The sequence below is a fragment of the uncultured Roseobacter sp. genome, from assembly GCF_947493125.1.
Classification (GTDB): Bacteria; Pseudomonadota; Alphaproteobacteria; order Rhodobacterales; family Rhodobacteraceae; genus Roseobacter.
Genome location: NZ_CANLQB010000009.1, coordinates 27,599 through 51,234, shown reverse-complemented (window position 1 = coordinate 51,234; position 23,636 = coordinate 27,599). Strand labels below are relative to the sequence as shown.

Sequence of the window (23,636 nt, the reverse complement as noted above, 5' to 3'; positions counted from 1 at the left end):
GATGGACAGGCCCGTATCCTCGCACCGCCCGAGCGGAGACAAAGAAGCACTGCTGTCGAATGTGGCGTTGCTCTACTATGGCGAGGGGCTGACCCAGGGCGAGATCGCCAAGCGGATGAAGGTCAGCCGGGCGACCATCGTGAACATGCTGCGCGACAGCCGCGATCTGGGCATCGTCGACATCCGCGTCGACGGGCGGCACCTCTCGGGCTCCAGCCTCGCGCGGGATCTGCGCGAGGCCTACGGGCTGGAGGATGTCTATATCGCCCATGCGGAGGCGGATCAGACGTTGAGCCGGGCCGAGACGCTGGCGCAGCTGGGCCGGGTCGCCTGCAGCGCGCTGCTGGACGTGGCGAGCCCCGGCGACCGGATCGGCGTGGCCTGGGGCGAGACCGTGATGGCGGTGGCCGATGCGATGCCGCTGAACCCGGTGGCGGATGTGGAAGTCTGCCAACTGATCGGGTCGATGATCTCCGAGCGGGTTCCAGCCTCGGAGAATTGCACCATCCAGATCGCCACCAAACTGGGAGCACAGTGCTTTACCCTGCATGCGCCGGGGCTGATTTCGAACGCGGATCTGGCCGAGCGGATGCGGGCGGAGCCCACGATCAAGGCGCAGCTGGAGCGGCTCGGCGCGCTGGATCTGGCGGTCTACTCGATCGGCAACGTGCAACCCGATACGCATCTGGTGGCGGCGGGCATGGCCAGCGGTGCCGAGCTGACCGCCGCGCGGGAGGCCGGCGCGGTTGGCATCGTGTGCTGCCGTTATCTGGACGCGCAGGGCGCCGAGATCGACCTGCCGCCGCGGGCGCGGCTGATCGCGGCCCAGATCGCCGATCTGCGCGCCGCGCGCAAACGCCTGCTGATCGTCTGTGGTGCCGACCGCAGTGCCGCGGCGCTGGCGGCGATCCGCGGCGGGCTGGTCACGCATCTCTGCGTCGACTCAGCGCTTGGCACCGCCCTGCTTAATGGCTGAGCCGCCCTGCTGTGCGCCCGCCGCGCGGCGCGGCGCCGGCAGATACAGCTGTCCGGACTATGCCCCGCGCCGGAGCGTTGCGGATTATCCCACCGTGGAGATCCCGGGCGGTCCGGCGCTGCTGGGCACGGCCCGCCCGCTCATCGCCGAGGACGCCGAAGGGCCCGTGAGCAGCAGGCGGCTGAAGCCCTTCCGGATCGGCGAGACCGCCGTGACCAACGCCGACTTCGCGGCGTTCATCGAGGACACGGGCCATATCACCGAAGCGGAGCACCACGGGTGGTCCTATGTGTTCTGGGCGCAGCTTGCGGATGATGTCGGGCTGACGCAGGGGGCAGCCCAGGTCGAATGGTGGCGCGGGATCGCGGGGGCCAATTGGCGCGAGATCAACGGGCCGGGCACCGCGCGAGCAGCCTGGCACCCCGACCATCCGGTGGTGCATGTCTCCTGGCGCGACGCCCGGGCCTTTGCGCAATGGGCCGGGGGGCGACTGCCCAGCGAGCGGGAGTGGGAGCACGCCGCCCGGGGCGGGTTGGCCGATGCGCGCTATCCCTGGGGCGACCGGGACCCGGATGATCAGAGCTTTTTTCCCTGCAACGTCTGGCAGGGGCGGTTTCCGCAGCAGAACCGGGCCCTCGACGGCTATGAGACCACGGCGCCGGCGCGCTCCTTCGCGGCCAATGGATACGGTCTTTACAACATGGTCGGCAATGTCTGGGAATGGACCGCCGAGCCCTTCCGCATCCGCTCCCAGCGCAAGGCGGCGCGGCAGCGGCAGGCCAGCATGGCGGGGTTCCGGCTGACCAAGGGCGGGTCGTTTCTCTGCCATGCGAGCTATTGCTGGCGCTACCGGATCGCGGCGCGCACCGGCAATGCGCCGGACAGCACCACCACCCACACCGGGTTTCGGGTGGTCTGGGACCTCTAGGCCGCGACCGTTTCCTCCAGCCCCAGCCGGGCGAGTTGTTCGGGTGGAAAGCCTTCGTCGTCCATCAGCTCCCGCATCAGGCGCAGCATCCGGGCCCGCGCGTCGGGGGCGCGCTCCCAGAGGTTCTCCGACTGGTCGGGGTCGTCCGCCCGGTGGAAGAGGAAGTTCTCATCCGTGCGCGGATCGACCTTGATGGGGATCTTCCACATGGGCAGATCGACGCTGGGATCGAAGTAGCCCTGATCGACCGGTTTGTTCGGAGGCTTCGCCAGCCGGCCATCCACCGGGTTGTCGACGATCAGGGGCCGGAAGATCGCCGTCGAATAGAGATAGAGCGGCGCGTCGGGCACCGGAGACTTCAGCAGCGTCCACGCCCCGTCGGTGACGCAGACGCCCTGCCCGAAGGTTCCGTACAGCACCGCCTGGCGCGGCGACGGTGTGCCTTGGGTGATCATGGGCAGCAGTGAGCGGCTGTGGCGGTTGGCGGGGGTCAGTTCCACCCCGGCCGCGTCGATGATGGTGGCGAAGAGATCGACCGTCTGGGTCAGACCGCTAAGCCGTGTGCCGTTGCCCGGGTATTTGGGGTGCCAGATCATCAGCGGGATGTTGGCATGGCTGTCGAAATGCGGGTGCTGCTTGCCGAAGGCACGCCGCTCGCCCATGTCGTGGCCATGGTCGGTGGTCAGGATCACCATCGTGTCTTCCCACAGCGCCATCTCGTCGAGCTTGTCGAAGAGCGTGCCGAGCCACTTGTCCATCATCGTGACCTTGCCCATGAACTGCGATTTCAGGAAGGCCAGCTCCTCCGGCGTGGTCTGATCCATGAAGGCGTTGAGGTCGTCATAGACCTGATAGGGCGGCCAGATGTTGAACTCGTTCTTGGTGGCACCGTCGGCGTACATGCTCTCGTAAGGCTCCGGGATATCGAAGGGTTCGTGCACGTCGAAGGTTTCCACATGCAGGAAGAACTTGCCCTTGCGGGCATGCCTGTCGAGCCAGTCACAGGCGCTCCCGAATGTCTTGGCCGAGAAGTAGTCCTCCTCACCCGCGAAATCCTTCACGTTGGCATAATACTGCCCGATGTGCTCGGGCGCGCGGAACTCCTCGACCTTGCGCACCCAGACGGGTTTTTCCTCGTGCGGGTCCTGGCGCTGCCAGTGATCCACCTCATAACCGCGGATCATCTCGGTGGTGTCATAGCTCTGGATGTAGCCGTTCGCCTCTTCTTCCCAGTAGTGGTAATGATCGGTCACGATATGGGTGTGATAGCCGCCCGTCTTCACCTCAGACGGCAGGCGCGGGTCGAAGACTTCGAGCGACCCCCAGGGGCGCCACATGAACTCCTTGCGTCCGGCGATCAACTCACGGCGCGCGGGCATGCAGGGCAGACTGCCCACGAAGTGATTGTCAAAGACATGCGCCCGGGCGGCCAGCCGGTCGATATTCGGGGTCCGGCAGGGGCTGTCGGGCGCGTAGGCCTGCAGGCAATTGCGGGTCAGGCTGTCGACAAGCACAAGAACGATGTTCATGCGAAGGCTCCGCAAGGATCGGGTTCGCAAAAGCTTAGATTGCCTCCACAAGATTGACAAGTGTCAAAAATTATGACAATTGATATATTGGAGCCAGGGCGGAAGAGAGGCATCTCAACGCTCGGGGTGGGAGAAGACCGGGAGGACAGGCTATGCCGAATTCAAAGACCAGTTACGTGACACGCCGTGCGGTGATGGGAGGGGGCCTTGCCGCCAGTGCCGCGCTCGCGGCGCCGGGGTTCTTCGTCGGCAAGGCGCATGCGGCGACCGAGACGCTGCGCGTGGGCATCATTCCGGCCTATTCCTTCGGGCTTTACTGGCTGATCCAGGACCAGGGATTTGCACCGGGCGTCGAGATGGAGTTTTCGGTCTTTCCCTCCGGGCCTCCGGCGATCGAGGCGATGGTCGGCGGATCGGTCGATACGATCACCGTGGGCTCCGTGCCGCCGCTGGCCGCCATGTTCCGCAAGGTGGCCGATTTCCGGGAGATTTCGATCTGCGGCGATGCCTCGGGCCTCTTCCAGATCGTAGGCCAGCCCGGCATGAGTTCGCTGGCCGATCTGGAAGGCAAGAAGATCGCCGTGACCTCCGGATCCAATTTCGATTTCTTCCTCGGTGTCGCACTCGAAAACGAGGGGCTGGGCGACATGCGTTTGACCCGGGTGAACATGGAACCCATCGACGGGCAATCGGCCTTCATCGCCGGTGCGGTCGACGCGACGGTGCCGCTGGCGACCTCGCGCAAGCTGATCTATGACGCGCTGCCGGAGGCGTCGCTTCTGGTCGAAGGCGCGCAGATGCCAATCGAAAAGCGGCCGTCGATCATGGATGTGTTCATGACCACGCAGCAAAGCCTCGATGAGAAAGAGGCCGCCTATGTCGAAGTGGTGCGCGCCTTCCACGATCAGGCGGTGAAGATGCTGCGCGAGGACAATGCCGGCACCGTAGAGCGGATGATCGCCTGGCAGACCGGCATGGGCCGCGCCGGGGTCACGGCGGCGGATGTTGAGCCGCTCCTGAACGGGTATTTCTATTTCGACACCACCGAGATCAAGGACGTCTACGCGCAAGGTCTGCTGACCAACGCGCTGCGCGTGCAATCCGAGTTCCTCGTCGCGAACGAGCGCATCGGTGGCATGCCCGATCTCGACGCGCTCGTCTCGGACCAGATCGTCAAGCAACTCTAGGCCATGGATTGGCTCAGAAGACTTTTGTCGGGGCGTCTGGTTCTGGGCGCCCTGTCGATTGGTCTGGTGCTGCTGGCCTATGCGCTGGTCACCAGCCGGGCCGACAACAACCCCGCCCTGTTGCCGCCGATCCCCGATATCATCGGCTCGTTCTTCACCAACCTCGGCGCGGGCACGCTGCTCGATGCGCTTGGCGCCAGTCTCTATCGCATCTTCCTTGGCTTTTTCATCGGCACCACCTGCGCGGTGATCATCGGCTGTCTGGTGGGGTGGTACAAGACCGTTGAATATCTCGTCGATCCGCTGATCGAAGCGATCCGCCCGATCCCGCCACTGGCCTATATTCCGATCATCATCATCTGGTTCGGGATCGAGGAATTCAGCCGGGTGCTGCTGATCACCATCGCCTGCTTCATGGTCTGCGTGGTCAATGTGATTGCCGGCATGAAGAATGTGCCGCAGGTCTATGTGGATGCCGCCTCGACCATGGGGGCGACGCGATTCCAGGTGTTTCGAACCGTGGCCGTCCCCGCGGCCACCCCCTTCATCATCACCGGCTACCGCATCGCCCTGGCCGCCGCCTGGACCACGCTGGTGGCCGCGGAACTCATCGCAGCGCCCAGCGGGCTTGGTTTCATGCTGCAGGAGGGGCGGCGCTATTTCCTCACCGATCAGGTGATGATGATCATCGTGATCATCGGCGCTTGCGCCTTCATCATGGACCGCAGCTTCCGCGCCATTCAGAAGCGGCTGATGGTCTGGTCGGAGACCCGCGACTGATGCCCGAGATCGTTGTCGATAAGCTGACCCATACGTTCGGCGAAGGCACGGCGGAGGCGCTGACCGTTCTGGAGAACATCGAACTGACCTTCGAGAGCGGCAGCTTCACCTCGATTGTCGGGACGTCGGGTTGCGGGAAATCCACGCTGCTGAAGATGATGGCGGGGCTGTTCGATCCCTCCGACGGGCGGATGACGCTGGATGGCGAGGTGATCCGGGGCACGGACCGGCGGCGCGGCATGGTCTTTCAGCAGGACGCGGTGTTTCCCTGGATGACGGTCGCGCGCAACATCTCCTATGGGCCGCGGCTGCGGGGCGCGGGTGCCGCCGAGCAGCGCGAGATCGAGGCCAAGTGGACCGAGATGGTCGGCTTGAAGGGCTTTGAGGACCGCTGGCCGCGCGAGTTGTCGGGCGGCATGCGCAAGCGGGTCGATATTGGCCGGGTCTATGCCAATGACCCGGATGTCCTGCTGATGGACGAGCCGTTCGGCGCGCTGGACGCCCAGACGAAGGAGCGGATGCAGTCCGATCTGCTGGACGCCTGGCGCCAGTCGCAGAAGACGGTGATCTTCGTGACCCACGATCTGGAGGAGGCGATCTTTCTGTCGGACAAGATCGTGGTGATGTCCGCGCGCCCTGGCCGCATCCAGCATGTGGAGGAGGTCGCCCTGCCCCGTCCGCGCGCCGACGAGATGCGGCTCACCGACGACTTCATCCAGATCAAGCGGCGTCTCTGGGCAATGCTGGACCACTGAGGCCGGACCGGCGGTGCGCGCCTCAATTCTGCTCGATCGAACTGACCCAGCTGCGCAGAAAGGTGTCGCGGCGCAGCCGGTCGAGGAACACCAGCAATCCGGGGCCAAGGCGGATCGGGCGGATCACGCTCTCATCCGCGCCCGCGCCGTTCACCACCGGTGGCAGGCCGGTGGCAGCGACCAGATCGGGGCGGTTCCGCATGCTGGCGAGAAAGTCGATCATCAGCCCGGCGGCCTGCGGTGCCTGTGCCGTCTGCGGGATCAGCGCCGTGCGCAGCATGACCGAGACGAAATCATCCATCTCGACAATCACGATGCCGGGCGTGTCCGCCAGCCGCGCCTGCGCGTAGGAGCCGAGCACGTTGTAGGCCAGCGCCAGCTCGCCGCGCGCCACCGCATCGATCATCTCGCCCGAACAGCAGTAGAGCCGCGTGTTGAGCCGCCCCATGACCTCCGTCAGTCGCCAAAAGCTTTCGGTGTTGCGCGAATCCTGCGTGGCGAAAAGATAGCCCAAGCCCGAGACCCGCACGTCATAGGTGCCGATGCGCCCATCAAAGACCTGCGGATGGTCGCGCAGCAGGGCAATCAACCCCGCACGGTTTTTCGGCAACGGCAGGTCTTTGAACGCGTCGGCGTTGAGGACCAGTACCGCGGGCTCCTGCGTGAAGGCAAAGATCTGGTCGCGCCACTTCGCCCAGGGCGGCAGGGCGGTGGTGGCGTCGGAGCTGTAGCGCTGCGCGAGCCCGTCATTGGCCAGCTTGGTCTGCAGATCCATCGCCGAGGAGATTGCCAGATCGTAGCCCGCCTCCTCGTCGTAGAGGGCCTGCATGACCTGCGCGGAGCTTGCCACGTCATAGGTGATGGAGATCGGGTGAAGCGCCTGGAAGGCCTTGATGATCGGCTCGAAGACATCCGCGTCGGCTGTCGAAAGGATGCGCAGTTCTGGGCTGCCGGGGGCTGGATAGCTGCGGCTTTCCTCGATCTCGAAGGCGCTGGCCAGTGCGGCCCAAAAGGTCAGGAGCAGGGCAAGACAAGCGTGACGCATGCGCCGGGGCCTCCTGTGTTGGGCGTGATGTCGAGCGCACCGCCATGGGCCTCGGCCACGTCGCGCACGATGGTGAGGCCGAGGCCGGAGCCCACCACGTCCTCCACGTTCGAGCCGCGCGAGAAGCGCTCGGGCATGCGGGCCACGTCTTCCACGACGAACCCGCGCCCCTGATCGCAGACCTCCAGGCGGCAGGTCGCGCCGGGAACCAGCCGCACGGTGATTTGGGTGTCGGCGGGCGAGTATTTGATCGCATTGTCCAGGATGTTGCGCACCGCGTTCTGCAGCAGGATCGCGTCGCCCCGCACTCTGAGCGTTGCGTCGGGAAGGTCGAGGGCGATGGCGATGTCCTTGAGGTCCGCAGTGGGCGAGAGCCGGTCCACCGCGTCGCGGAGCAGGTCGGCAGGGTCGATCTCCTCGGTCTCCAGTTGGTCGGAGCGCAGGGTGACCATGGCGTGGTCGAGCAGCTGCCCGGCAGAGCGGGAGCTTTCATCCACCGCGCGGATCATCTGGCGCAGGGCCGCGCGATTCTCCGGCTTCTCCATCTGCAGATGCACCATCTCGGCCTGCGTGCGCACGGTGGCCAGCGGCGTGCGCACCCGGTGCGCGGCCTCGACGATCAGGTCTTCGGAGCGGGTGAGGGCCGCGCGCAGCCGGGCGATGAAGCCGTTGAGCCCGCCGACAAGCGGGGTCAGTTCAGTGGGCGTCTCGGCGGTCACGGGGCGCAGGTCGCGCGGGCCTCTGCGGCGCACGGCCTCGGCCAGACGGCTCAGCGGCGCGAGCGCGTTCTGGGCGGCGAAGGTGCTGAGCGCGGTGGCGGCGAGGAAGAACACCACGCCGATGGCCGTGGCCGTGGTGGTGATACGCGAGGAGATCGCGGCGAGGCCCAGCCGGGTCTGCGCCACCACCACCTCGACCCGGTGGATACGATCGGCGTTCAGCGTGCGGCGCACCACCACCGCGCGCACCGTGTCGCCGCGATAGAGAGTGGTGGCAAAGCGCGGATCGCGCCCGGCCCCACGGGTTTCGGGCACCGGCAGATCCTCATAGCCCGTGAGCGTCTCGCCATCGAGGATCACGTGGTAGAACACGCGGTCCTCGCTGACCGTGCCGAGCATCGACAGCGCGGAATACGGGATCTCCACCCGCACCACGCCCGCATCTGTATAGACCGCGTCTGCGATGGAGGTGGCGGAGGCGGCGAGGATGTTGTCCTGCGTGGCCTCGGTGGCGCGCTCGGCCACGACCCGCAGCGCGAGGAAGAAGACCACCGACAGCAACGCCGCCACCAGCGCCAGCTGCACCACCAGACGCCGCCGTATGGAGCTGGGCGCGCGCGCAGCGGTCATTCCCGGCGCACCATACGATAGCCAAGGCCCCGCACCGTCTCGATGGTCGCCTGTGTCTCGCTGAGTTTGCGGCGCAACCGGCCCACGTAGACCTCAATGGCGTTCTCCGAGACGTCATCGGCGAAGGAAAACAGCCGGTCCATCAGGTGCGACTTGGAAAAGATCTGCCCCGGCGCCGCGAAAAAGACCTCCAACAGGCGCATCTCACGATTGCGCAGCTGTTCGGAGCGCCCCCCGGCGGAGATGGTGCCCGCATTCGAATCGAATATGAGCCCCGCGAATTCCTTTTTGTTGTCCGCCGCCCCGCCGAGGCGGCGCATCACCGCGCGGGTGCGCGCCTCGAGCTCGGCAAAATCGAAGGGTTTGGTGATGTAATCGTCGGCTCCCAGATCGAGCAAACCCACGCGATCAGACACCTCCGAGCGCGCCGTGAGAACGATTACGGGCGTCGGATCATCCTGCGCGCGGTGGCGGCGCAGGAACTCGCGGCCATCCCCGTCAGGCAACATAATATCGAGCAAAATCAGATCGTAAGCCACGGTGCGCGTGGCGAGCTCCGCATCCGCAAGCGTGCTCGCATGGTCCACCACATGCCCATCCACCGCAAAGCGGCCGGTCAGCGCGCGGGCCAGATCGGCGTTGTCCTCGACCAGCAAAAATCTCATTTGGTGCTGCTCATTCTTCCAGCGTGACAGGTTCGTGTCAGGTTCCTACAGTCATCTGACCACATGAAACGAGTGCAAACTCGTCAAGTCAAATGGGAGGAACCAATGACGAAACGCTTTTTCAAGGCGCTCATGACGGGTGCCGTGTTGTCCGTCGGCGTGGCAAGTGGCGCCACGGCAGCGGAGTGCATCGCACCCGCAAACCCCGGGGGCGGCTGGGATTTCACCTGCCGTCAGATCGGCAAGATCATGTATGACATCGGCGCGGTCGACCAGCCTGTGCAGGTCACCAATATGCCCGGGGCGGGCGGCGGCCTGGCTTATAACCACGTCGTCAGCGAGCGCTCGGATGATGGCGATGTGATCATCGCCGCGTCTTCTGCGACCACCACACGTCTGGCGCAGAACGCCTATGCGGGCATGACGGCGGATCAGGTGCGGTTTGTGGGCGCCATCGGGGCAGACCCGGGCGTGATCGCCGTGGCCGCGGACAGTGAATATCAGTCGCTGAATGATCTTGTGGAGGCGATCAAGGCCGATCCGGGCTCCGTCGCCTTTGCGGGGGGGTCGGCCGTTGGTGGCTTCGACCACATGAAACCCTTGATGATCCTGAAAGAGGCCGGTTTCACCGACATCACGAAGGTGAAATACATCGGTGTCGATGGTGGCGCGGATGCGATCACCCAGACCGTGGGGGGGTTCACCCAGGCCATGACGGGCGATATGTCCGAGATCATCTCCTTCCTGAACAATGGCGATATCCGCGTGATCGCGGTGCTGACCGAAGAGCGCGTGCCGGGCTTTGAGGATATCCCGACGGCAAAGGAGCAGGGCTATGACGTGGTCGCGGTGAACTGGCGCGGTCTCTACGTGCCCAAGGATATCTCGGATGAGAAGTTCGACGAATGGGCCGGCAAGCTGCAGCAGGTGGCTGACAGCGATGAGTGGGCCCAGGCCATGGTCGACAATGGCCTTGCGCCTTTCACCAAGGTGGGCGGCGACTTCCAGTCTTACGTTGATGGTCTCGTGGCCGAGATCAACGCGATGTCCAAGGAACTGGGGGTCCTTCAGTAATGGCCTCGGACCGGATTTTTGGTCTGGTCTGTCTGATCACGGCGGTCGCGTATATCGCGGCCGCCACCCAGATCCAGACGAACCTCTTCTCGGGTGAATTCCTGCCCAAGCTCTTTCCCCTGATGATTGGCGGGGTGGCGGCGCTCTGCTCTCTCACGATCATGTTCCGCCCCGACCCCGACCCGGATTGGCCCGTGGGCCGCACCTGGGCCGCCATGGGGGTCGCAGTGTTGGTGCTCTGTGTCTATGCGGTGATGATCACGCCTTTGGGCTTCATCCTGCCGACGGCCTTTGCGGCTGGCATTCTGAGCTACCAGATTTCGCCCAATGTGAAGCCCGCGATCTTCGCTGGCATAGGGCTGTCTCTAGGGCTGTTCGTTCTGTTCAAATTCGCCTTGGGCCTCGGCAATATCGTCGCCTACAAGGTACCGACGGCCGCCAAGCTCTGGGACGCGCTGACAATTCTCATTCCATTCGTGGGGCACTGACATGGATATCCTTGCCAATCTGGCGCTCGGGTTTTCCGTGGCGCTGTCGCCCTTCACCCTGTTTCTGGCGGTCTGCGGCTGCTTTCTGGGCACGATCATCGGCGCCTTGCCGGGCCTCGGCCCATCGAACGGCGTGGCGATCCTGATCCCCATTGCCTTTACACTGGGGCTCGATGCGACCTCCGCACTGGTTCTGATGACCTCCGTTTACTACGGCGCGATGTACGGCGGGCGGATTTCGTCGATCCTGCTGAACATCCCAGGCGACGAGCCCGCGCTGATGACCACGCTCGACGGCTACCCGATGGCCAAGCAGGGCCGCGCCGGCGATGCGCTGGTGCTCTCCGGTGTGGCGTCCTTTGTCGGTGCGCTGCTGGCGACCGTTGGGCTGATGCTGCTGGCGCCGACACTGGCGCGGGTCGCCTTTTTCTTTGGCCCAGCGGAGTATTTCGCGCTGTATCTTCTGGCCTTCTGCACGCTCGGAGGCATGGCGTCCAACAACCAGGCAAAGGCGGCGCTGGCGGCCTGCATGGGCCTCGGGATTGCGATGATCGGGGTGGACAGCTCCTCTGGTTTGCCCCGCCTTACGGGGGGCAACCTGCACCTGTTTGACGGCATCGATTTTCTTGTCGCCATCGTCGGGCTGTTTGCGATCGCCGAGGTGTTCTTCTTCATCGAAAGCCACGGCAAGGGCTCCTCCATCGGCGTGAAGCTCGACAAGGTGCGCATTCCTTGGAAGGATATCATGGCCACCAAATGGACCATGTTGCGCGCATCCTTCGTGGGCTTCATTGCAGGTATCCTGCCGGGTGCGGGCGCGTCGCTGGGCTCCTTCCTGGCCTATATGTCCGAGAAATCCATCGCGGGGGAAAAGGGCGGCTTTGGCACGGGCGTGCCGAAAGGTGTGGCGGCGCCTGAGGCGGGGAACAACTCTGCCGCCGGAGGCGCGCTGGTCCCGATGCTGACGCTGGGCGTGCCGGGGTCGGGCACCACGGCAGTGCTGCTGGCGTTGCTGATGACGCTGAACATCACCCCCGGTCCAACGCTTTTTACCGAAAAGGCGGATGTGGTCTGGGGGCTCATCGCCTCGCTGCTCATCGCCAATGTGGTGCTCCTGCTGATGAACGTGCCGATGGTGAAGATCTTCGTGAAGATCCTCTCGGTGCCTGCTTGGGTGCTTCTGCCGGGCGTGACGATGATCTCCTTCGTGGGCATCTACTCGCTCTCGGGCAGCTACTTCGATCTGCTGCTCATGGTGGGCTTCGGCGTGCTGGGCTACATTCTGCGCAAGCTGGATGTTCCCACAGTGCCCGTGATCCTTGGCATCCTGCTGGGCGGCAAGATGGAAGACGCGCTGCGCCGCGCCATGACGCTGTCGGATGGCGATCCGATCTACCTTTTCTCCAGCCCCATCGCCATTGGCCTCTGGGTGGCCGCCATCGCCGGTTTCGTGGCACCGATGTTCCTGCGCAACATCCTGAAGAAACCGCAAGCGGTGACCGACTGATGGACGGCAAAGCCGTCCTGCCCGGCGCAGCCGGGCATGGCCGGTGCGCAAGCGGGCGCGGGCCTTGGCCCGCGCCCGCTTGCGCACCGGCCTCCCGCGCTTCGCTCAACGGTTCGTCCTCATGACCCGGGTTCTGATCCCCTCCGGCGCTCTGGGCTTGAACTATGACGCGGATGCCCTTGCCCGGGGCATTGCAGCCAATCCTGATATCATCGCGATCGATGGCGGCTCCACCGACAGCGGGCCTTCTTATCTTGGGCGTGGTGTGTCGAAATACGCGCGCGCCTCAACCAAACTCGAGTGGGCGGGACTGATGAAAGCCCGCGCCGAGGCCGGTGTGCCCCTGGTCATTGGCACCGCCGGGACCTGTGGGACGGACAGCGCCGCAGACTGGATGCTCGACATCACCCGCGAGATCGCCACCGAACAGGGCACACCGCTGAAAGTGGCGGTGCTCCGGTCCTCGCAGGATCCCGGCAGCATTGCACGAGCTTACGAGGCGGGCGAGATCGTCCCTCTGTCTGGCGCACCCGAGGTGACCGGGCAGGACATCCGCGCCTGCTCCAACATCGTGGCGCTGGCCGGGGCCGAGCAGATCGCAGCGGCCCTCCAGACCCGCGCGGACATCATCATCGCCGGGCGCACCACCGACACGGCGATCATCGCCGCCTTGCCGCTGATGCGCGGGGATCACGCGGGTGGCGCCTGGCACGGGGCCAAGATCGGCGAATGTGGTGCGCTCTGTGCCACCAACCCGCAATCCGGTGTCATCATGATCGACTTCGACGACACCGGATTCACCGTGACGCCGCTGGCCGATGGGGCCCATGCCAGCCCGCACACGGTCTCGGCGCATATGCTCTATGAGAATTCCGACCCCTTCATCCTGCATGAACCCGGCGGGCATCTGGACGTGACCGGCGCGCGCTATACCGCGCTCGACAAGACCTCGGTGCGCGTCGAAGGCTCAAAATGGGTGCCCGCCGACCGCTACACCGTCAAGCTCGAAGGCGCGCGGCCCGCGGGCTGCCGCACGGTGCTGATGGCGCTGCTGCGCGATCCGCACTACGTGGCCAATGCGGCCCAATGGGCCGAGGACATCGTGGCCAGATGCAGCGCCAAGATCCTCGACCGCATGGACATCGCAGCCGAGGACTTCACGCTGGAGATCCGCCTGATCGGCCACTCCGCCAGCTTCGGCGCGCTGGAGACACGGTCCGGCGACCCGGTGGAGATCGGTGTGATCGGGATCATCACCGCGCCCACCGAAGAGCAGGCCGCCGAGATCGGCAAGCTGCTGAACCCCTACCTGCTGCACCATCCGCTGACGCAGGAGGAGGAGCAGCCCACCTTCGCCTTCCTCTTCTCGCCGCCCGACATGCACCAGGGCGTGGTCTATGAGTTCGTGCTGCACCATGTGCTGTATCTGAGCGACCCGATGGACGCCTTCCGGCTGGAGGTCATCGACATTGGCTGAGCTCCGCACCCTCGTCACCAAGGTCCGCAGCAAGAACGCGGGACCCTTCTGGCTGACCATCGACATCTTCTGCGGCAGCCCCGAAGCCTATGCCCGCGTGGTCCGGGACCTGGAGACCGCAAGGATCGCCGCCGTCTTTGAAGCCGACAGCCAGACGATCAAGCGCTTCGATATGCCGGATCTCAATGTGGTGAAATTCTCCCTGCCACGCCCTGCCGTGCAAGGCGCCGTCGATGACCGCGACATGCACGGTGCATCCTGGGCCGCGCTGGTCGGAGATCTTGATATCTAAAGATTTTTCGCCCCACGATGCGCAATTCTGAAAACGCTATGTTTCCGATTGGTGCACAATCTCGGCGCGCCTCTTCCGCAGTTTGGTGCGGAAATTGCCTTATTCCGACCGCATTGCAGAGCTAGCCTCGACTGCACTGAGGAAGCTGCGGGGCCGCACCATGTATCTGTCCATCGTCGTTCCGTGCATGAACGAAGAAGACGTCATCCCGACGCTGGTGGCCCGGCTGTCGGCGGCGATCACGCCGTGGTGCGACAGCTCCGAGATCATCCTCGTCGATGACGGGTCGACCGATGGCACCTGGGAGGCCATCCAAGACGCGCGGTTGCTCTGCCCCGATGTCGTCGGCGTGCGGCTTTCGGCGAACCGGGGCCATCAGATCGCGCTCACCGCCGGGCTCGAAGCCGCCACCGGTGAGCGGATCATGATGCTCGACGCCGATCTGCAGGACCCGCCCGAGCTGCTCGGCGACATGATGTCGATGATGGATCAGGGCTATGACGTGGTCTATGGCCGCCGGATCGAACGGCAAGGCGAGAGCCTCTTCAAACGCGCCACCGCCTATGCCTTCTACCGCCTGCTGAACGCGCTGTCGGACGTGCCGATCCCGCGCGACACCGGCGATTTCCGGCTGGTGAACCGCACCACACTGGATGCCGTGCTGGCCATGCCCGAGCGGGCGCGCTTTATCCGCGGCATGTTCGCCTGGGTCGGGTTCCGGCAGATCGGCATCGAATACACCCGCGCCCCGCGCGAGGTGGGCGAGACGAAGTACCCGTTCCGCGCGATGCTGCGCTTTGCCGTCGACGCGATGACGTCCTTCTCGACCAAACCGCTGAAACTCGCCACCCGGCTGTCCTTTGCCAGCCTCGGCATCACGGCGCTGATGGCGGTCTATGTGGCCTATTCGCTGATTCTCTACCAGACCGCGCCCGGCTGGGCCTCGGTGGTGCTGGCGATCAGCTTCTTCTCGGGCGTGCAACTGCTCACACTGGGGATCATGGGTGAATACATCGGGCGCCTCTATGTTGAGGCGAAGAACCGTCCGCTCTATTTCGTCAGCGAAGAGCTGCGGGACACGCCATCCGCCGCCCTGCGGAAGTCGGCCTGATGCGGTTGGCGCGCTTTGCCCTGATCGGCAGCCTCGCTGCGGCGAGCTATCTGCTGCTCTATCTCGGCTTCCTCGGCCTCGATCTGCCGCGCATCTGGGCCAACGCCCTGGCCTTCGGGCTCGCGGTGTGCCTGCAGTACGTCGGGCAGGCCGGGTTCACCTTCCGCAAGCGACTGATGAACCCGACACAGATTGGACGGTTCGGCGCGATGGTGGCGCTCGGGTTTCTGACCTCGATGCTGATCACCGGCGGGCTTGGCCCCGCCCTCGCGCTGGCCGACTGGGCCGCCGCCGCGCTGGTGACCGTGGTCCTGCCGGTTCAGAACTACATCATCATGAGCACCTGGGTCTTTGCAACCGGGCAGACCGGAAGGACAGCCTCGTGAGCCACATCTACAGCGACACCTTCTTTGACTACATCGACGCCAGCGCACGCGCATCGGCGCAACGTGTGACGCGCCTGCTCTTCCCGCTGCTGCGCCCCGCAAGCGTCATCGACCTTGGCTGCGGGCGCGGCGTCTGGCTCGACGAATGGCGGCGCGCAGGCACCGCGCAGGTGCTGGGCGCCGATGGCGACTACGTGGACCCGGAGACGCTGGAGATCGACCGGGATGCGTTTCTGCCCGTTGATCTGACCCGGCCGCTGGACACCGGGCGCCGGTTCGATCTGGCCCAGAGCCTGGAGGTGGGCGAACACCTGCCCGCCACTGCCGCCGAGACGCTGGTGGAGAGCCTGACCACCGCCTCTGACCGGGTGCTGTTTTCAGCCGCCGTCGTGGGCCAGGGGGGCGAGTTTCATGTCAACGAGCGCCCGCTGTCCTACTGGCAGGGGCTCTTCGAGGCGCGGGGGTATCGCGCCTATGACTGTCTGCGCCCGCATCTGAAAGATGACCGCACGGTCGCGCCCTGGTATCGCTATAACGCCGTTCTCTATATGAATGACGCGGGGCGCGCCGGGGTGTCCGACGATATCCTGCGCCATGAGGTGCCGCGTGGCACCAAGGTGCAAAATAGCGGTGATGCGCTGTGGCGGCTGCGCTGCGCACTGCTCGGCCATTTGCCGCAACCCGCGGTGACCCGCATGGCCCAACTGCGCGCGGCGGTGCTGAGCCTGCGGGCGCGCAAGGCGGCGCAGCGGGCACATGTATCGGCCTGATCTCATGGCGGTTACGGAGATGACAGAGGCGCGGGCAGCCTCACGCCTGCGGATCAACCCGGTGTTCTGGATCTCCCTCGCGGTGATCTTCCTCGTCTCTCTGCCCAACCTGCTGGACCCGATGATCCGACATGACGACTTCCCCGCCCTTCTGGGGGAGCCGGAGATGTTCTGGAACAAGACATTGCACGAGGGGCGCTGGCTCAACTACCTCTGGCACCTGCGCGAGGTGATCACACCGGCCTGGCTGAACTTCGCGCTCTACCAGATCTGTTGGGCGGTCTATGCGACCGCCCTGGCCGTTGTCGCCACGCGGGAGGACCGGTCGCTGCCGGTCGCGGCCCTGATGGCCGTGCTGATCCTCGTGGCCCCCCCGGCCACGCTGATCTCCGGCTGGTTCAACACTCTGCTGCCGGGTCTCGCGCTGGTGGCACTCTATGGGGTCGTGGTCTGTTGCACCCCGCAGCGCACGGCACGGCTGCTGTTGCCGCTCTTTGTGGTGCCCACGTTCATGGCCTATACGACCTACCCGCTGCTGCTGCTGGCCCTTTGCCTGGCGGGGACCGAGCGGCGGTCCCCGCGCGATCTCATCGGCCTTCTGATGCTGTTCGGCGCGAGCTTTGTCGGCGCGGTGCTGATCACCTACGCGCTGAACTGGCACGTGCACGGTGTCTTCGGTGTGCCGCTGGCCGATTGGCGCCAGGCGGAGCCTGCCCAGGGTCTTGCAGGGCTCTGGGGCAATCTCGACTGGGTGTGGCGCAGCTTCGCAGAGTTTCTTAACAAAATCACCCTTGGCGCGCCCCAGCTGCTGGCCGTGCATGCCGCTGTGCTGGTCGGGGCCGGTGTCATCATGACCCGCCGGGCTCCGATGGAGCTGGCCTATCTCGGTGCCGGGCTTCTGACAGGTCTTGCTCTGATCACGCTGCAGGCCGCCAAGCTCGGCATTCTGGTGCCGTCACGCGCGATGATCTTTGCATGGGTGATATACGCGGTGATCGTGATCCGCGCCGCCCAGCTGCTCAACCAGGGGCAGCGGCCCTTGTTGCGGCTCGGTCTGATCACGGGCCTGATGCTCGCGCTGGCTTACGGTATCGTGGCGCACCAACGCTATGTCGGCTTTCAGACGTGGCAATCGCAGACCCGGGCGGTCGGTGCCGAGCTGGCGCGATTGCCGGGGCCGGTCCATGTATTCGGACGCGCGATGCAGAGCGACGCGGGACGCAGTGCCACGATCCAATCCGAATTCGCGCTCCACTATCGCATCAAGCAGCTCAGCGGGCATACGCCAATCCTCTGTGACCTGCCGGCCGCCGACTGTAGCGCGGTGCCGCGCCCCATGGAAACCGGCGCCACCTGGCAAGTGCTGCCGATGGACGGGGTGACAGTTCTGATCGTCCCGGAACGTGATCTGTCGCCGATGGACCCTTCCGCCATCTCGGGCTACCAATCGGGAACCATATCGGACTCATCTGGTTGATATGTGAGTGCGCTCTCGGCGCGCCGGAGACGACAAAAGGGCATTCCACATATGGCGTTCGGCCTCTCCCTTATTTTCTGGCTGCTCGTGGCCGCTGTACTATTCACCACGGCGGCGCCCCTGACACACAGCGTCCAGTGGTGGGTGCGGGGCTGGGACTTCCCGCGGGTCCATATCGCAGGGGTCGCCCTTCTCGCCGCGGCGCTGGGGATCTGGCTCGGGGGCCATGCAGCCCAGCTTGCCGCGGTGGTGCTCGTCGGCTGTGCGCTCTACCAGACGTACCGCATCCTGCCCTACACGCCACTCGTCCAGCCCGAACTGACGCTGGTACCGGGCACGCCGGACGCGCAGCAGGCGTCGATCCTCTCCGTGAACGTGTTGATGGAGAACACGGATCACCACCGGCTGCGCGCGCTGATTGATCGGGAGGCACCGGATGTGCTCTTCCTGATGGAGACGGATCAGGCCTGGGTCGATGCGGTGGAGGAGCAACTGGCGCGCTACGAGACGGTGCTGCGTCATCCGCTGCCGAACTACTATGGCGCGGTCTTTGCCACCAACCTGCCGGTGACCCGCGCCGAGATGGTGTTTCTCAGCGACGACGACACGCCCGCCGTGCTGGCCCAGCTGACCGCGCCGACCGGGGATTTCTTCTTTGTCGGGCTGCATCCGAAACCGCCTGTGCCAGGCACCGACACCGAAGAGCGTGATGCCCAGATCAAACGCGCCGCACAACTTGCCGACCGGACCCTGCTGCCTGTCGTCGCCATGGGTGATTTCAACGACGTCGCCTGGTCGCGCACCTCCGAACGGTTCAAGGACTATGGCGATTTTCGCGACCCGCGCATCGGCCGCGGTTTGCTGCCCAGCTTTGATGCCAACTCCTGGATCATGCGCTTTCCCATCGACCAGCTCTACCTGACAAAAGGGGTGGAGCTGGTGTCCTTCGGGCGTCTGGAGCACGTCGGCTCGGATCATTTTCCGATGAAAGCCGTCATCACCGTGACCGGGCTGGATCCGTAAGCCCAGAGGCATGTTGGAACACTTGTGCTGGCAACGACGATCCTGAGGTTCCAGCCAGCTGTGCGCTCAGCCAGTTTTCGTGATGCTCAAAAGCTGGCCTCGCCCTCGCCTGTCGGCCCCGGCACGTCTACCTACCGGATCGGGATCACAAAACTCGCCGGGTAGGTGCGCCCTTTCTCCGTAATGGCGTCGGTTATGCCAAAGTCGATGAAAACAACGCTGGCAGCGACCTTGCCACCTTCGATCGCGCTCGGAATGATGCCTTTGGCAGTCTTGCCGCTCGACGTCGTGCAATCATAGCTGAGCGGACTGCGCGCGCGCCGCACCATCTGGGTGGCGGGCATATCGACGGTGTAGGTGGCTCGGGTGTTGGACAGCGAACAGGTCCCCCGGCTTCCGTCGCTAAACGACAACGCCACCGGGACGTTTTCGTCGTTTGTGATGGTCGCACAGCCGGCAATCGTTAAGGACGCTGCGAGCAGCGACATAGGCAATTTCATGGTTTTTCCTCACCAAATCGACTGGTTACGGCGCCGGGACATACGCCAGACGGTGCTGGATATCAAACCGAGCCCCGGAGTTTTGCAATTTTTGGTTAAGTTTATGAACCTGAGGTAGAGCCAATGCCAAACGCTTGGGGGTGTATCGCAGCCTGAACATGGCTTGGCTCAACGCGCTCTCTGGCGCGGCGAGAAAGACTCCGCTGCACATCATGAACCATTAGGCAGATGGCGATCCCTGAAGGACTCGAACCCTCAACCTGCTGATTAGAAGTCAGCTGCTCTATCCAGTTGAGCTAAGGGACCGCTGCTGCGTTCATGCCGCAGCGGAGCGGTCCACGCAAGCCTCAGATGGCGCGCGTCATGAAATGGCTGAGCGGATCATGAGTATAACTGCCGAAAGGCGGGCAGTCGACAAAGCCCGCCCGCGCGTAAAGCGTCCGTGCCGCCGCATGCTCCGGGCCGGACCCGGTTTCAAGGCTCAGGTGTTGCAGGCCCTTCGCGCGCGCCTCGGCGATCAGAACGTCCAACAGGGCACGTGCCACGCCCCGCCCGCGCGCCGCCTCCGCCGTGTGCATGGATTTCACCTCGCCCCATGTGCCGAACTCCCGCAGCGCGCCAATGGCCAACAAGGCCCCGTCCTCACGCAGCGCAAAGAGGGCGATATCAGGCTGTGCCAAATCATCCACCGGCAACACATGGCAGCTCTCGGGTGGGGATTGCGCGCGCATCAGATCGAAGTGTCGCGCCAGCAGGGCCGCGACATCCGGCTCGCTGACCTCGGCCCGGGTGACATCAAAACTCATCGCAGTCCAGCACCTCTCATCGTCCCGGGAGCATCCCGGCGCGGCCCCCTCCAGACCGGGCACAGGATCCCGCAAATCCGGACCGAAGACAACATTGGCTGTTCGGGCAAACCGGTGGTGGCGCGCCAATGCGGAGAGACGACTCTGCCGCTCCCCCTCGCCCGATCCCGGCTACGCGGCGAGATACGCATCCCTGATGTCCGGATTTGCAGTCAGCTCGGCCAGGGTTCCGTGGTAAACCCGCGCGCCGCTTTCGATGATCACGGCGCGATCTGCCACCGCCTGGGCAAAATGCAGGTTCTGCTCGGACAGAAGAACCGTCAGCCCCTCCGATTTGAGTTGGGTGATCACCTGCACCATCTGCTCGACGATCACGGGCGCAACGCCTTCGCTGGGCTCGTCCAGCAACACCAGGGAGGGGTTGCCCATCAGCGTCCGCGCGATGGTCAGCATCTGCTGCTCGCCGCCCGACAGCGCCTTGCCGCGGTTGTTGCGCCGCTCTGCCAGGTTCGGGAACAGGTCGAACAGCATATCCCGGGTCCAGGTGACGGAGCCCTCCCGCGGCGGCTGGTAGCCGACGATCAGGTTCTCGACCACGGTCAGGTCGGAAAAAACCCGGCGGTCTTCGGGCACATACCCGACGCCGAGTTTGGCGATCTTGTGCGGCGGCAGTCTGGAAATCTCCTGCCCTTCGAAGCGGACCGAGCCGGAGGCGGTCCGCACGATCTGCATCACCGATTTCATCGTCGTCGACTTACCGGCACCATTGCGGCCCAGAAGTGCGACCACCTCACCCTTGGGCACGTCAAGGCTGAGATCGCGCAGAACATGGGCCTTGCCGTAGAAGCTGTTGATGCGGTCGACCTCAAGCATGGGCCGCACCCCCCTCATCGGCAAAGACGGTGCCGCCGCCGAGATAGACCTCCTGAACCGTCGTATTGGTGCGGATCTCCTCGGCCGTGCCTTCGGCGATCAACGCGCCGCGGTTCAGCACCATGATCCGGTGGGAATGGGCAAAGACCACGTCCATGTCATGCTCCGTGAAGAGGACGCTGACACCCTTCGAGCGCACGATATCCGCGGTCAGTTTCATCAGACCCACGCGCTCTTTCGGTGCCATGCCTGCCGTGGGTTCATCCATCAGCAAAACCTTGGGGTCATGCGCGAGGGCAATTGCCAGCTCCATGCGTTTGAGATCGCCATAGGCCAGCACAGCGCAATGACGATCCGCCTGATCCGCCATGCTGACCAGATCCAGCAGCGCCAGCGCCTCCTCCCGGTACTGCCGCGTGGCGAAGGGCAGAAACCGCAGGATCTCGCCGTGATGGGACAGCAGCGCCATCTGCACGTTTTCCACCACCGTCATCGACGCATAGGTCGCGGTGATCTGAAAGGTGCGGCCCACCCCCTTGCGCCAGACCTGTCGCGGCAGCAGTCCGGTGATCTCCTCCCCGTCGAGCAGCACCTGGCCTTCGGTCGGTTTCAGCTGCCCCATCAGCATGTTGAAACACGTGCTCTTGCCCGCGCCATTCGGGCCGATCAGGGCCAGCAGCTCGCCCCTGTGCAACTGGAAGGAGACATCGTCAACCGCAACAATCGCGCCGAAGTGCCGTGTCAGCCCCCTGGTCTCAAGAACCGCGCTCATCACTGATCCTCCACCTTGCGCAGCCCGACGCGCTCCAGCCCCTTGCGCAGGGAGCCGACCACGCCATCCGGCGCCGCGATCACGACGAAGATGATCAACAGACCCATCAGCAGGCGCCAGTATTCAAAACGGATCAGCACCTCTTCTATCCCTTTGAAGAAGCCCGCACCCACGACCCCGCCCGCGAGCGTTTTGACACCGCCGAGGAAGACCACGATCAGCGCGTCGAAGCTGCGGGCGATCTCCAGCTCATTGGGAAACACGCTGCCCTTGGAAAAGACGAAAAGGGCGCCCGCCAAGCCGCCCATGAACCCGGCGAACCCAAAGGCCAGAAGGCGGACTTTGCGGGTGTCGATGCCGGTTGCTTCGGCCTGCCGCTCACTGTCACGCGCCGCGCGCAGGGCGTAACCGAAGGGCGAATGCGCCACATGGCGCAGGATCAGGATCCCCGACACGGCAATCACGAGCGTGAAATAGAAATAGACCGTCGTGGCCTTGAGCCACTCCGCAGGCCAGATGTTGACCAGACCGTCATCGCCGCCGGTGACATCGCCCCACTGGAACACAAGGCTCCAGATCAGCTGGGCAAAGGCGAGGGTCAGCATGGCGAAATAGACGCCGGTCAGGCGCAGGCAGACCCAGCCAATGGCCAGCGCGACCAGCCCGGCGCCGACGGGGGCCAAGAGGAAGGCCAGCTCCATCGGGCTGTTCACATGGGTCACGAGCAGGGCCGCCACATAGGCCCCACCGCCATAGTAGGCCGCATGGCCAAAGCTGACCAGCCCGCCCGTGCCGAGCAGGAAGTGCAGGGAGGCGGCGAAGAGGCAGAAGATGAGCACATCGGTGATCAGCACCAGTGAGAAGTGCGAGCCATAGAGCGGCAACAGTGCCAGCAGCACCAAGCCTGCCGCGACCACCATTCGCACGGTGTTGGAGGCGGGTTTGATGGGTCGTTCCGGCTCGCCGACCTGCCCATGCTCTCCGGCGACTTCCTCGCGGCCAAAGAGCCCATAGGGGCGGATCATCAGCACCACGATCATCACGACGAACATCAGCACCAGCGTCGATTCCGGCAGGTAGGACACGCCGAAGACGTTCAGCACCGAGATGATGATCGCCGCCAGATAGGCCCCGGGCAACGAGCCCATGCCGCCAATCACCACGACTACGAAAACAGGCGCGAGGATGTTGAAATCCATCAGCAGATCGGCCCCGCCCTTGGGCAGTTGCAGCGCGCCGCCCAGCCCCGCGAGCGCCGAGCCAAGCGCGAACACGCCGGTAAAGAGCCAGGACTGATTGACGCCAAGCGCACCGACCATCTCCCGGTCCTGTGTGGCGGCCCGAACCAGCACGCCCAGACGGGTCTTGGTGATCAGATACCAGAGCGCCACGGCGACAAAAGGCGTGATGATCAGCAGCGCAATGTCGTACTTCGGGATCGGCTCGCCCATGATGCGCACGACACCGCGCAGGCCCGGCGCGCGCGGACCCAGCAGGTCTTCCGGCCCCCAGATCAGCAGCGCCAGATCCTGGATCACCAGGATCACCCCGAAGGTCGCCACCAGCTGAAAAAGCTCCGGCGCGCGATAGACGGGCCGCAGCACCAGGATCTCGATGAGCAGCCCCACGAGGCCCACCACAAGCCCCGCAATCAGGATCGAGCCCCAGAACCCCACCGCCCCCGGCAGCACCTGCATGAGGCTGTAACCGGTGTAGGCTCCGATCATGTAGAGGCTGCCATGCGCGAAGTTCACGATCCGCGTGACGCCAAAGATCAACGACAATCCGCAGGCCACAAGAAACAGGGAGCTGGCATTGGCCAGACCTGTCAGAACCTGCGCGACAAAAAACTCCATCAGGCCTACC

General features: G+C 64.7%; 24 protein-coding genes and 1 tRNA gene. 15 read left to right on the top strand and 10 right to left on the bottom strand.

What is annotated here, in order from left to right; translation table 11 throughout:
* The first annotated feature begins 1 nt into the window (after position 1).
* Together Q1A71_RS18755 and Q1A71_RS18750 are read left to right on the top strand one after the other, a co-directional pair.
* The gene (locus Q1A71_RS18755) at positions 2-976 is read left to right on the top strand and encodes a sugar-binding domain-containing protein (RefSeq protein WP_299680047.1); all 975 of its coding nucleotides are present in this window, start codon (positions 2-4) and stop codon (positions 974-976) included.
* The gene (locus Q1A71_RS18750) at positions 969-1,904 is read left to right on the top strand and encodes a formylglycine-generating enzyme family protein (RefSeq protein ID WP_299680044.1); all 936 of its coding nucleotides are present in this window, start codon (positions 969-971) and stop codon (positions 1,902-1,904) included. Before Q1A71_RS18755 ends, Q1A71_RS18750 begins: the two co-directional genes overlap by 8 nt.
* Here the strand turns inward: Q1A71_RS18750 and Q1A71_RS18745 are convergent.
* Positions 1,901-3,433 carry a sulfatase gene (locus tag Q1A71_RS18745; RefSeq protein WP_299680041.1) on the bottom strand — a complete coding sequence of 511 codons (1,533 nt, stop codon included), beginning with the start codon at positions 3,431-3,433 and terminating at the stop codon, positions 1,901-1,903. The genes Q1A71_RS18750 and Q1A71_RS18745 overlap by 4 nt on opposite strands.
* 152 nt (positions 3,434-3,585) lie before the next feature.
* Between Q1A71_RS18745 and Q1A71_RS18740 the strand changes: the two genes are divergently transcribed.
* Genes Q1A71_RS18740 through Q1A71_RS18730 form a run of 3 tightly spaced genes read left to right on the top strand, consistent with a single transcriptional unit; the run spans position 3,586 to position 6,155 of the window.
* On the top strand, positions 3,586-4,620 hold the full coding sequence (locus tag Q1A71_RS18740) for an ABC transporter substrate-binding protein (RefSeq protein ID WP_299680037.1): 1,035 nt from the start codon (positions 3,586-3,588) through the stop codon (positions 4,618-4,620).
* A 3-nt stretch (positions 4,621-4,623) separates the two neighbouring features.
* Positions 4,624-5,400, top strand: a complete 777-nt coding sequence (locus Q1A71_RS18735) for an ABC transporter permease (protein ID WP_299680034.1) — start codon at positions 4,624-4,626, stop codon at positions 5,398-5,400.
* Positions 5,400-6,155: an ABC transporter ATP-binding protein gene (locus Q1A71_RS18730; protein WP_299680032.1), complete on the top strand. Its 756-nt coding sequence runs from the start codon at positions 5,400-5,402 to the stop codon at positions 6,153-6,155. Before Q1A71_RS18735 ends, Q1A71_RS18730 begins: the two co-directional genes overlap by 1 nt.
* A 22-nt stretch (positions 6,156-6,177) precedes the next feature.
* On the opposite strand, the gene Q1A71_RS18725 is transcribed toward Q1A71_RS18730, so the two are convergent.
* The 3 genes from Q1A71_RS18725 to Q1A71_RS18715 form a co-directional block, all read right to left on the bottom strand.
* Positions 6,178-7,200 carry an ABC transporter substrate-binding protein gene (locus Q1A71_RS18725; RefSeq protein WP_299680029.1) on the bottom strand — a complete coding sequence of 341 codons (1,023 nt, stop codon included), beginning with the start codon at positions 7,198-7,200 and terminating at the stop codon, positions 6,178-6,180.
* Entirely contained in the window at positions 7,170-8,471 is a 1,302-nt protein-coding gene (locus Q1A71_RS18720) for a sensor histidine kinase N-terminal domain-containing protein (RefSeq protein ID WP_366140305.1), read from the bottom strand. Before Q1A71_RS18720 ends, Q1A71_RS18725 begins: the two co-directional genes overlap by 31 nt.
* A 74-nt stretch (positions 8,472-8,545) precedes the next feature.
* Entirely contained in the window at positions 8,546-9,214 is a 669-nt protein-coding gene (locus Q1A71_RS18715) for a response regulator transcription factor (protein ID WP_299680023.1), read from the bottom strand.
* Positions 9,215-9,319: 105 nt separating this feature from the next.
* Here Q1A71_RS18715 and Q1A71_RS18710 point away from each other — a divergent pair, with 105 nt between their 5' ends.
* The 10 genes from Q1A71_RS18710 to Q1A71_RS18665 all read left to right on the top strand — a co-directional run bounded on the left by Q1A71_RS18710 (position 9,320) and on the right by Q1A71_RS18665 (position 18,819).
* Complete coding sequence (locus Q1A71_RS18710) at positions 9,320-10,288, top strand: tripartite tricarboxylate transporter substrate-binding protein (RefSeq protein WP_299680020.1); 969 nt, start codon at positions 9,320-9,322, stop codon at positions 10,286-10,288.
* Positions 10,288-10,776 (top strand): tripartite tricarboxylate transporter TctB family protein, encoded by a 489-nt coding sequence (locus Q1A71_RS18705; RefSeq protein WP_299680017.1) that lies wholly within the window; start codon positions 10,288-10,290, stop codon positions 10,774-10,776. Before Q1A71_RS18710 ends, Q1A71_RS18705 begins: the two co-directional genes overlap by 1 nt.
* Before the next feature lies 1 nt (position 10,777).
* A complete protein-coding gene (locus Q1A71_RS18700; RefSeq protein WP_299680014.1) occupies positions 10,778-12,283 on the top strand; it encodes a tripartite tricarboxylate transporter permease in 1,506 nt (501 codons plus the stop codon).
* Positions 12,284-12,404: 121 nt separating this feature from the next.
* Positions 12,405-13,760: an acyclic terpene utilization AtuA family protein gene (locus tag Q1A71_RS18695; RefSeq protein WP_299680011.1), complete on the top strand. Its 1,356-nt coding sequence runs from the start codon at positions 12,405-12,407 to the stop codon at positions 13,758-13,760.
* Positions 13,753-14,052 (top strand): DUF4387 family protein, encoded by a 300-nt coding sequence (locus Q1A71_RS18690; protein WP_299680008.1) that lies wholly within the window; start codon positions 13,753-13,755, stop codon positions 14,050-14,052. Before Q1A71_RS18695 ends, Q1A71_RS18690 begins: the two co-directional genes overlap by 8 nt.
* A 160-nt stretch (positions 14,053-14,212) precedes the next feature.
* Positions 14,213-15,163 (top strand): glycosyltransferase family 2 protein, encoded by a 951-nt coding sequence (locus Q1A71_RS18685; protein ID WP_299680005.1) that lies wholly within the window; start codon positions 14,213-14,215, stop codon positions 15,161-15,163.
* A complete protein-coding gene (locus tag Q1A71_RS18680; RefSeq protein ID WP_299680002.1) occupies positions 15,163-15,549 on the top strand; it encodes a GtrA family protein in 387 nt (128 codons plus the stop codon). The genes Q1A71_RS18685 and Q1A71_RS18680 overlap by 1 nt, the downstream gene beginning before the upstream one ends.
* On the top strand, positions 15,546-16,319 hold the full coding sequence (locus Q1A71_RS18675; RefSeq protein WP_299679999.1) for a methyltransferase domain-containing protein: 774 nt from the start codon (positions 15,546-15,548) through the stop codon (positions 16,317-16,319). Before Q1A71_RS18680 ends, Q1A71_RS18675 begins: the two co-directional genes overlap by 4 nt.
* Positions 16,306-17,796 (top strand): hypothetical protein, encoded by a 1,491-nt coding sequence (locus Q1A71_RS18670; protein ID WP_299679996.1) that lies wholly within the window; start codon positions 16,306-16,308, stop codon positions 17,794-17,796. Before Q1A71_RS18675 ends, Q1A71_RS18670 begins: the two co-directional genes overlap by 14 nt.
* Positions 17,797-17,847: 51 nt before the next feature.
* Positions 17,848-18,819, top strand: a complete 972-nt coding sequence (locus tag Q1A71_RS18665) for an endonuclease/exonuclease/phosphatase family protein (RefSeq protein ID WP_299679993.1) — start codon at positions 17,848-17,850, stop codon at positions 18,817-18,819.
* A 131-nt stretch (positions 18,820-18,950) separates the two neighbouring features.
* On the opposite strand, the gene Q1A71_RS18660 is transcribed toward Q1A71_RS18665, so the two are convergent.
* From Q1A71_RS18660 to Q1A71_RS18635, 6 genes are all read right to left on the bottom strand, one after another.
* A complete protein-coding gene (locus tag Q1A71_RS18660; RefSeq protein WP_299679990.1) occupies positions 18,951-19,319 on the bottom strand; it encodes a hypothetical protein in 369 nt (122 codons plus the stop codon).
* 229 nt (positions 19,320-19,548) lie between these two features.
* Positions 19,549-19,625, bottom strand: a tRNA-Arg gene (locus Q1A71_RS18655).
* A 41-nt stretch (positions 19,626-19,666) separates the two neighbouring features.
* Positions 19,667-20,125, bottom strand: coding sequence for a GNAT family N-acetyltransferase (locus Q1A71_RS18650; RefSeq protein WP_299679987.1), 459 nt, complete (start codon positions 20,123-20,125; stop codon positions 19,667-19,669).
* A gap of 171 nt (positions 20,126-20,296) precedes the next feature.
* Positions 20,297-20,998: an ABC transporter ATP-binding protein gene (locus Q1A71_RS18645; RefSeq protein WP_299679984.1), complete on the bottom strand. Its 702-nt coding sequence runs from the start codon at positions 20,996-20,998 to the stop codon at positions 20,297-20,299.
* On the bottom strand, positions 20,991-21,770 hold the full coding sequence (locus tag Q1A71_RS18640) for an ABC transporter ATP-binding protein (RefSeq protein WP_299679981.1): 780 nt from the start codon (positions 21,768-21,770) through the stop codon (positions 20,991-20,993). The genes Q1A71_RS18645 and Q1A71_RS18640 overlap by 8 nt, the downstream gene beginning before the upstream one ends.
* Positions 21,770-23,626 carry an ABC transporter permease gene (locus tag Q1A71_RS18635; protein ID WP_299679978.1) on the bottom strand — a complete coding sequence of 619 codons (1,857 nt, stop codon included), beginning with the start codon at positions 23,624-23,626 and terminating at the stop codon, positions 21,770-21,772. The genes Q1A71_RS18640 and Q1A71_RS18635 overlap by 1 nt, the downstream gene beginning before the upstream one ends.
* Positions 23,627-23,636 lie beyond the last annotated feature (10 nt).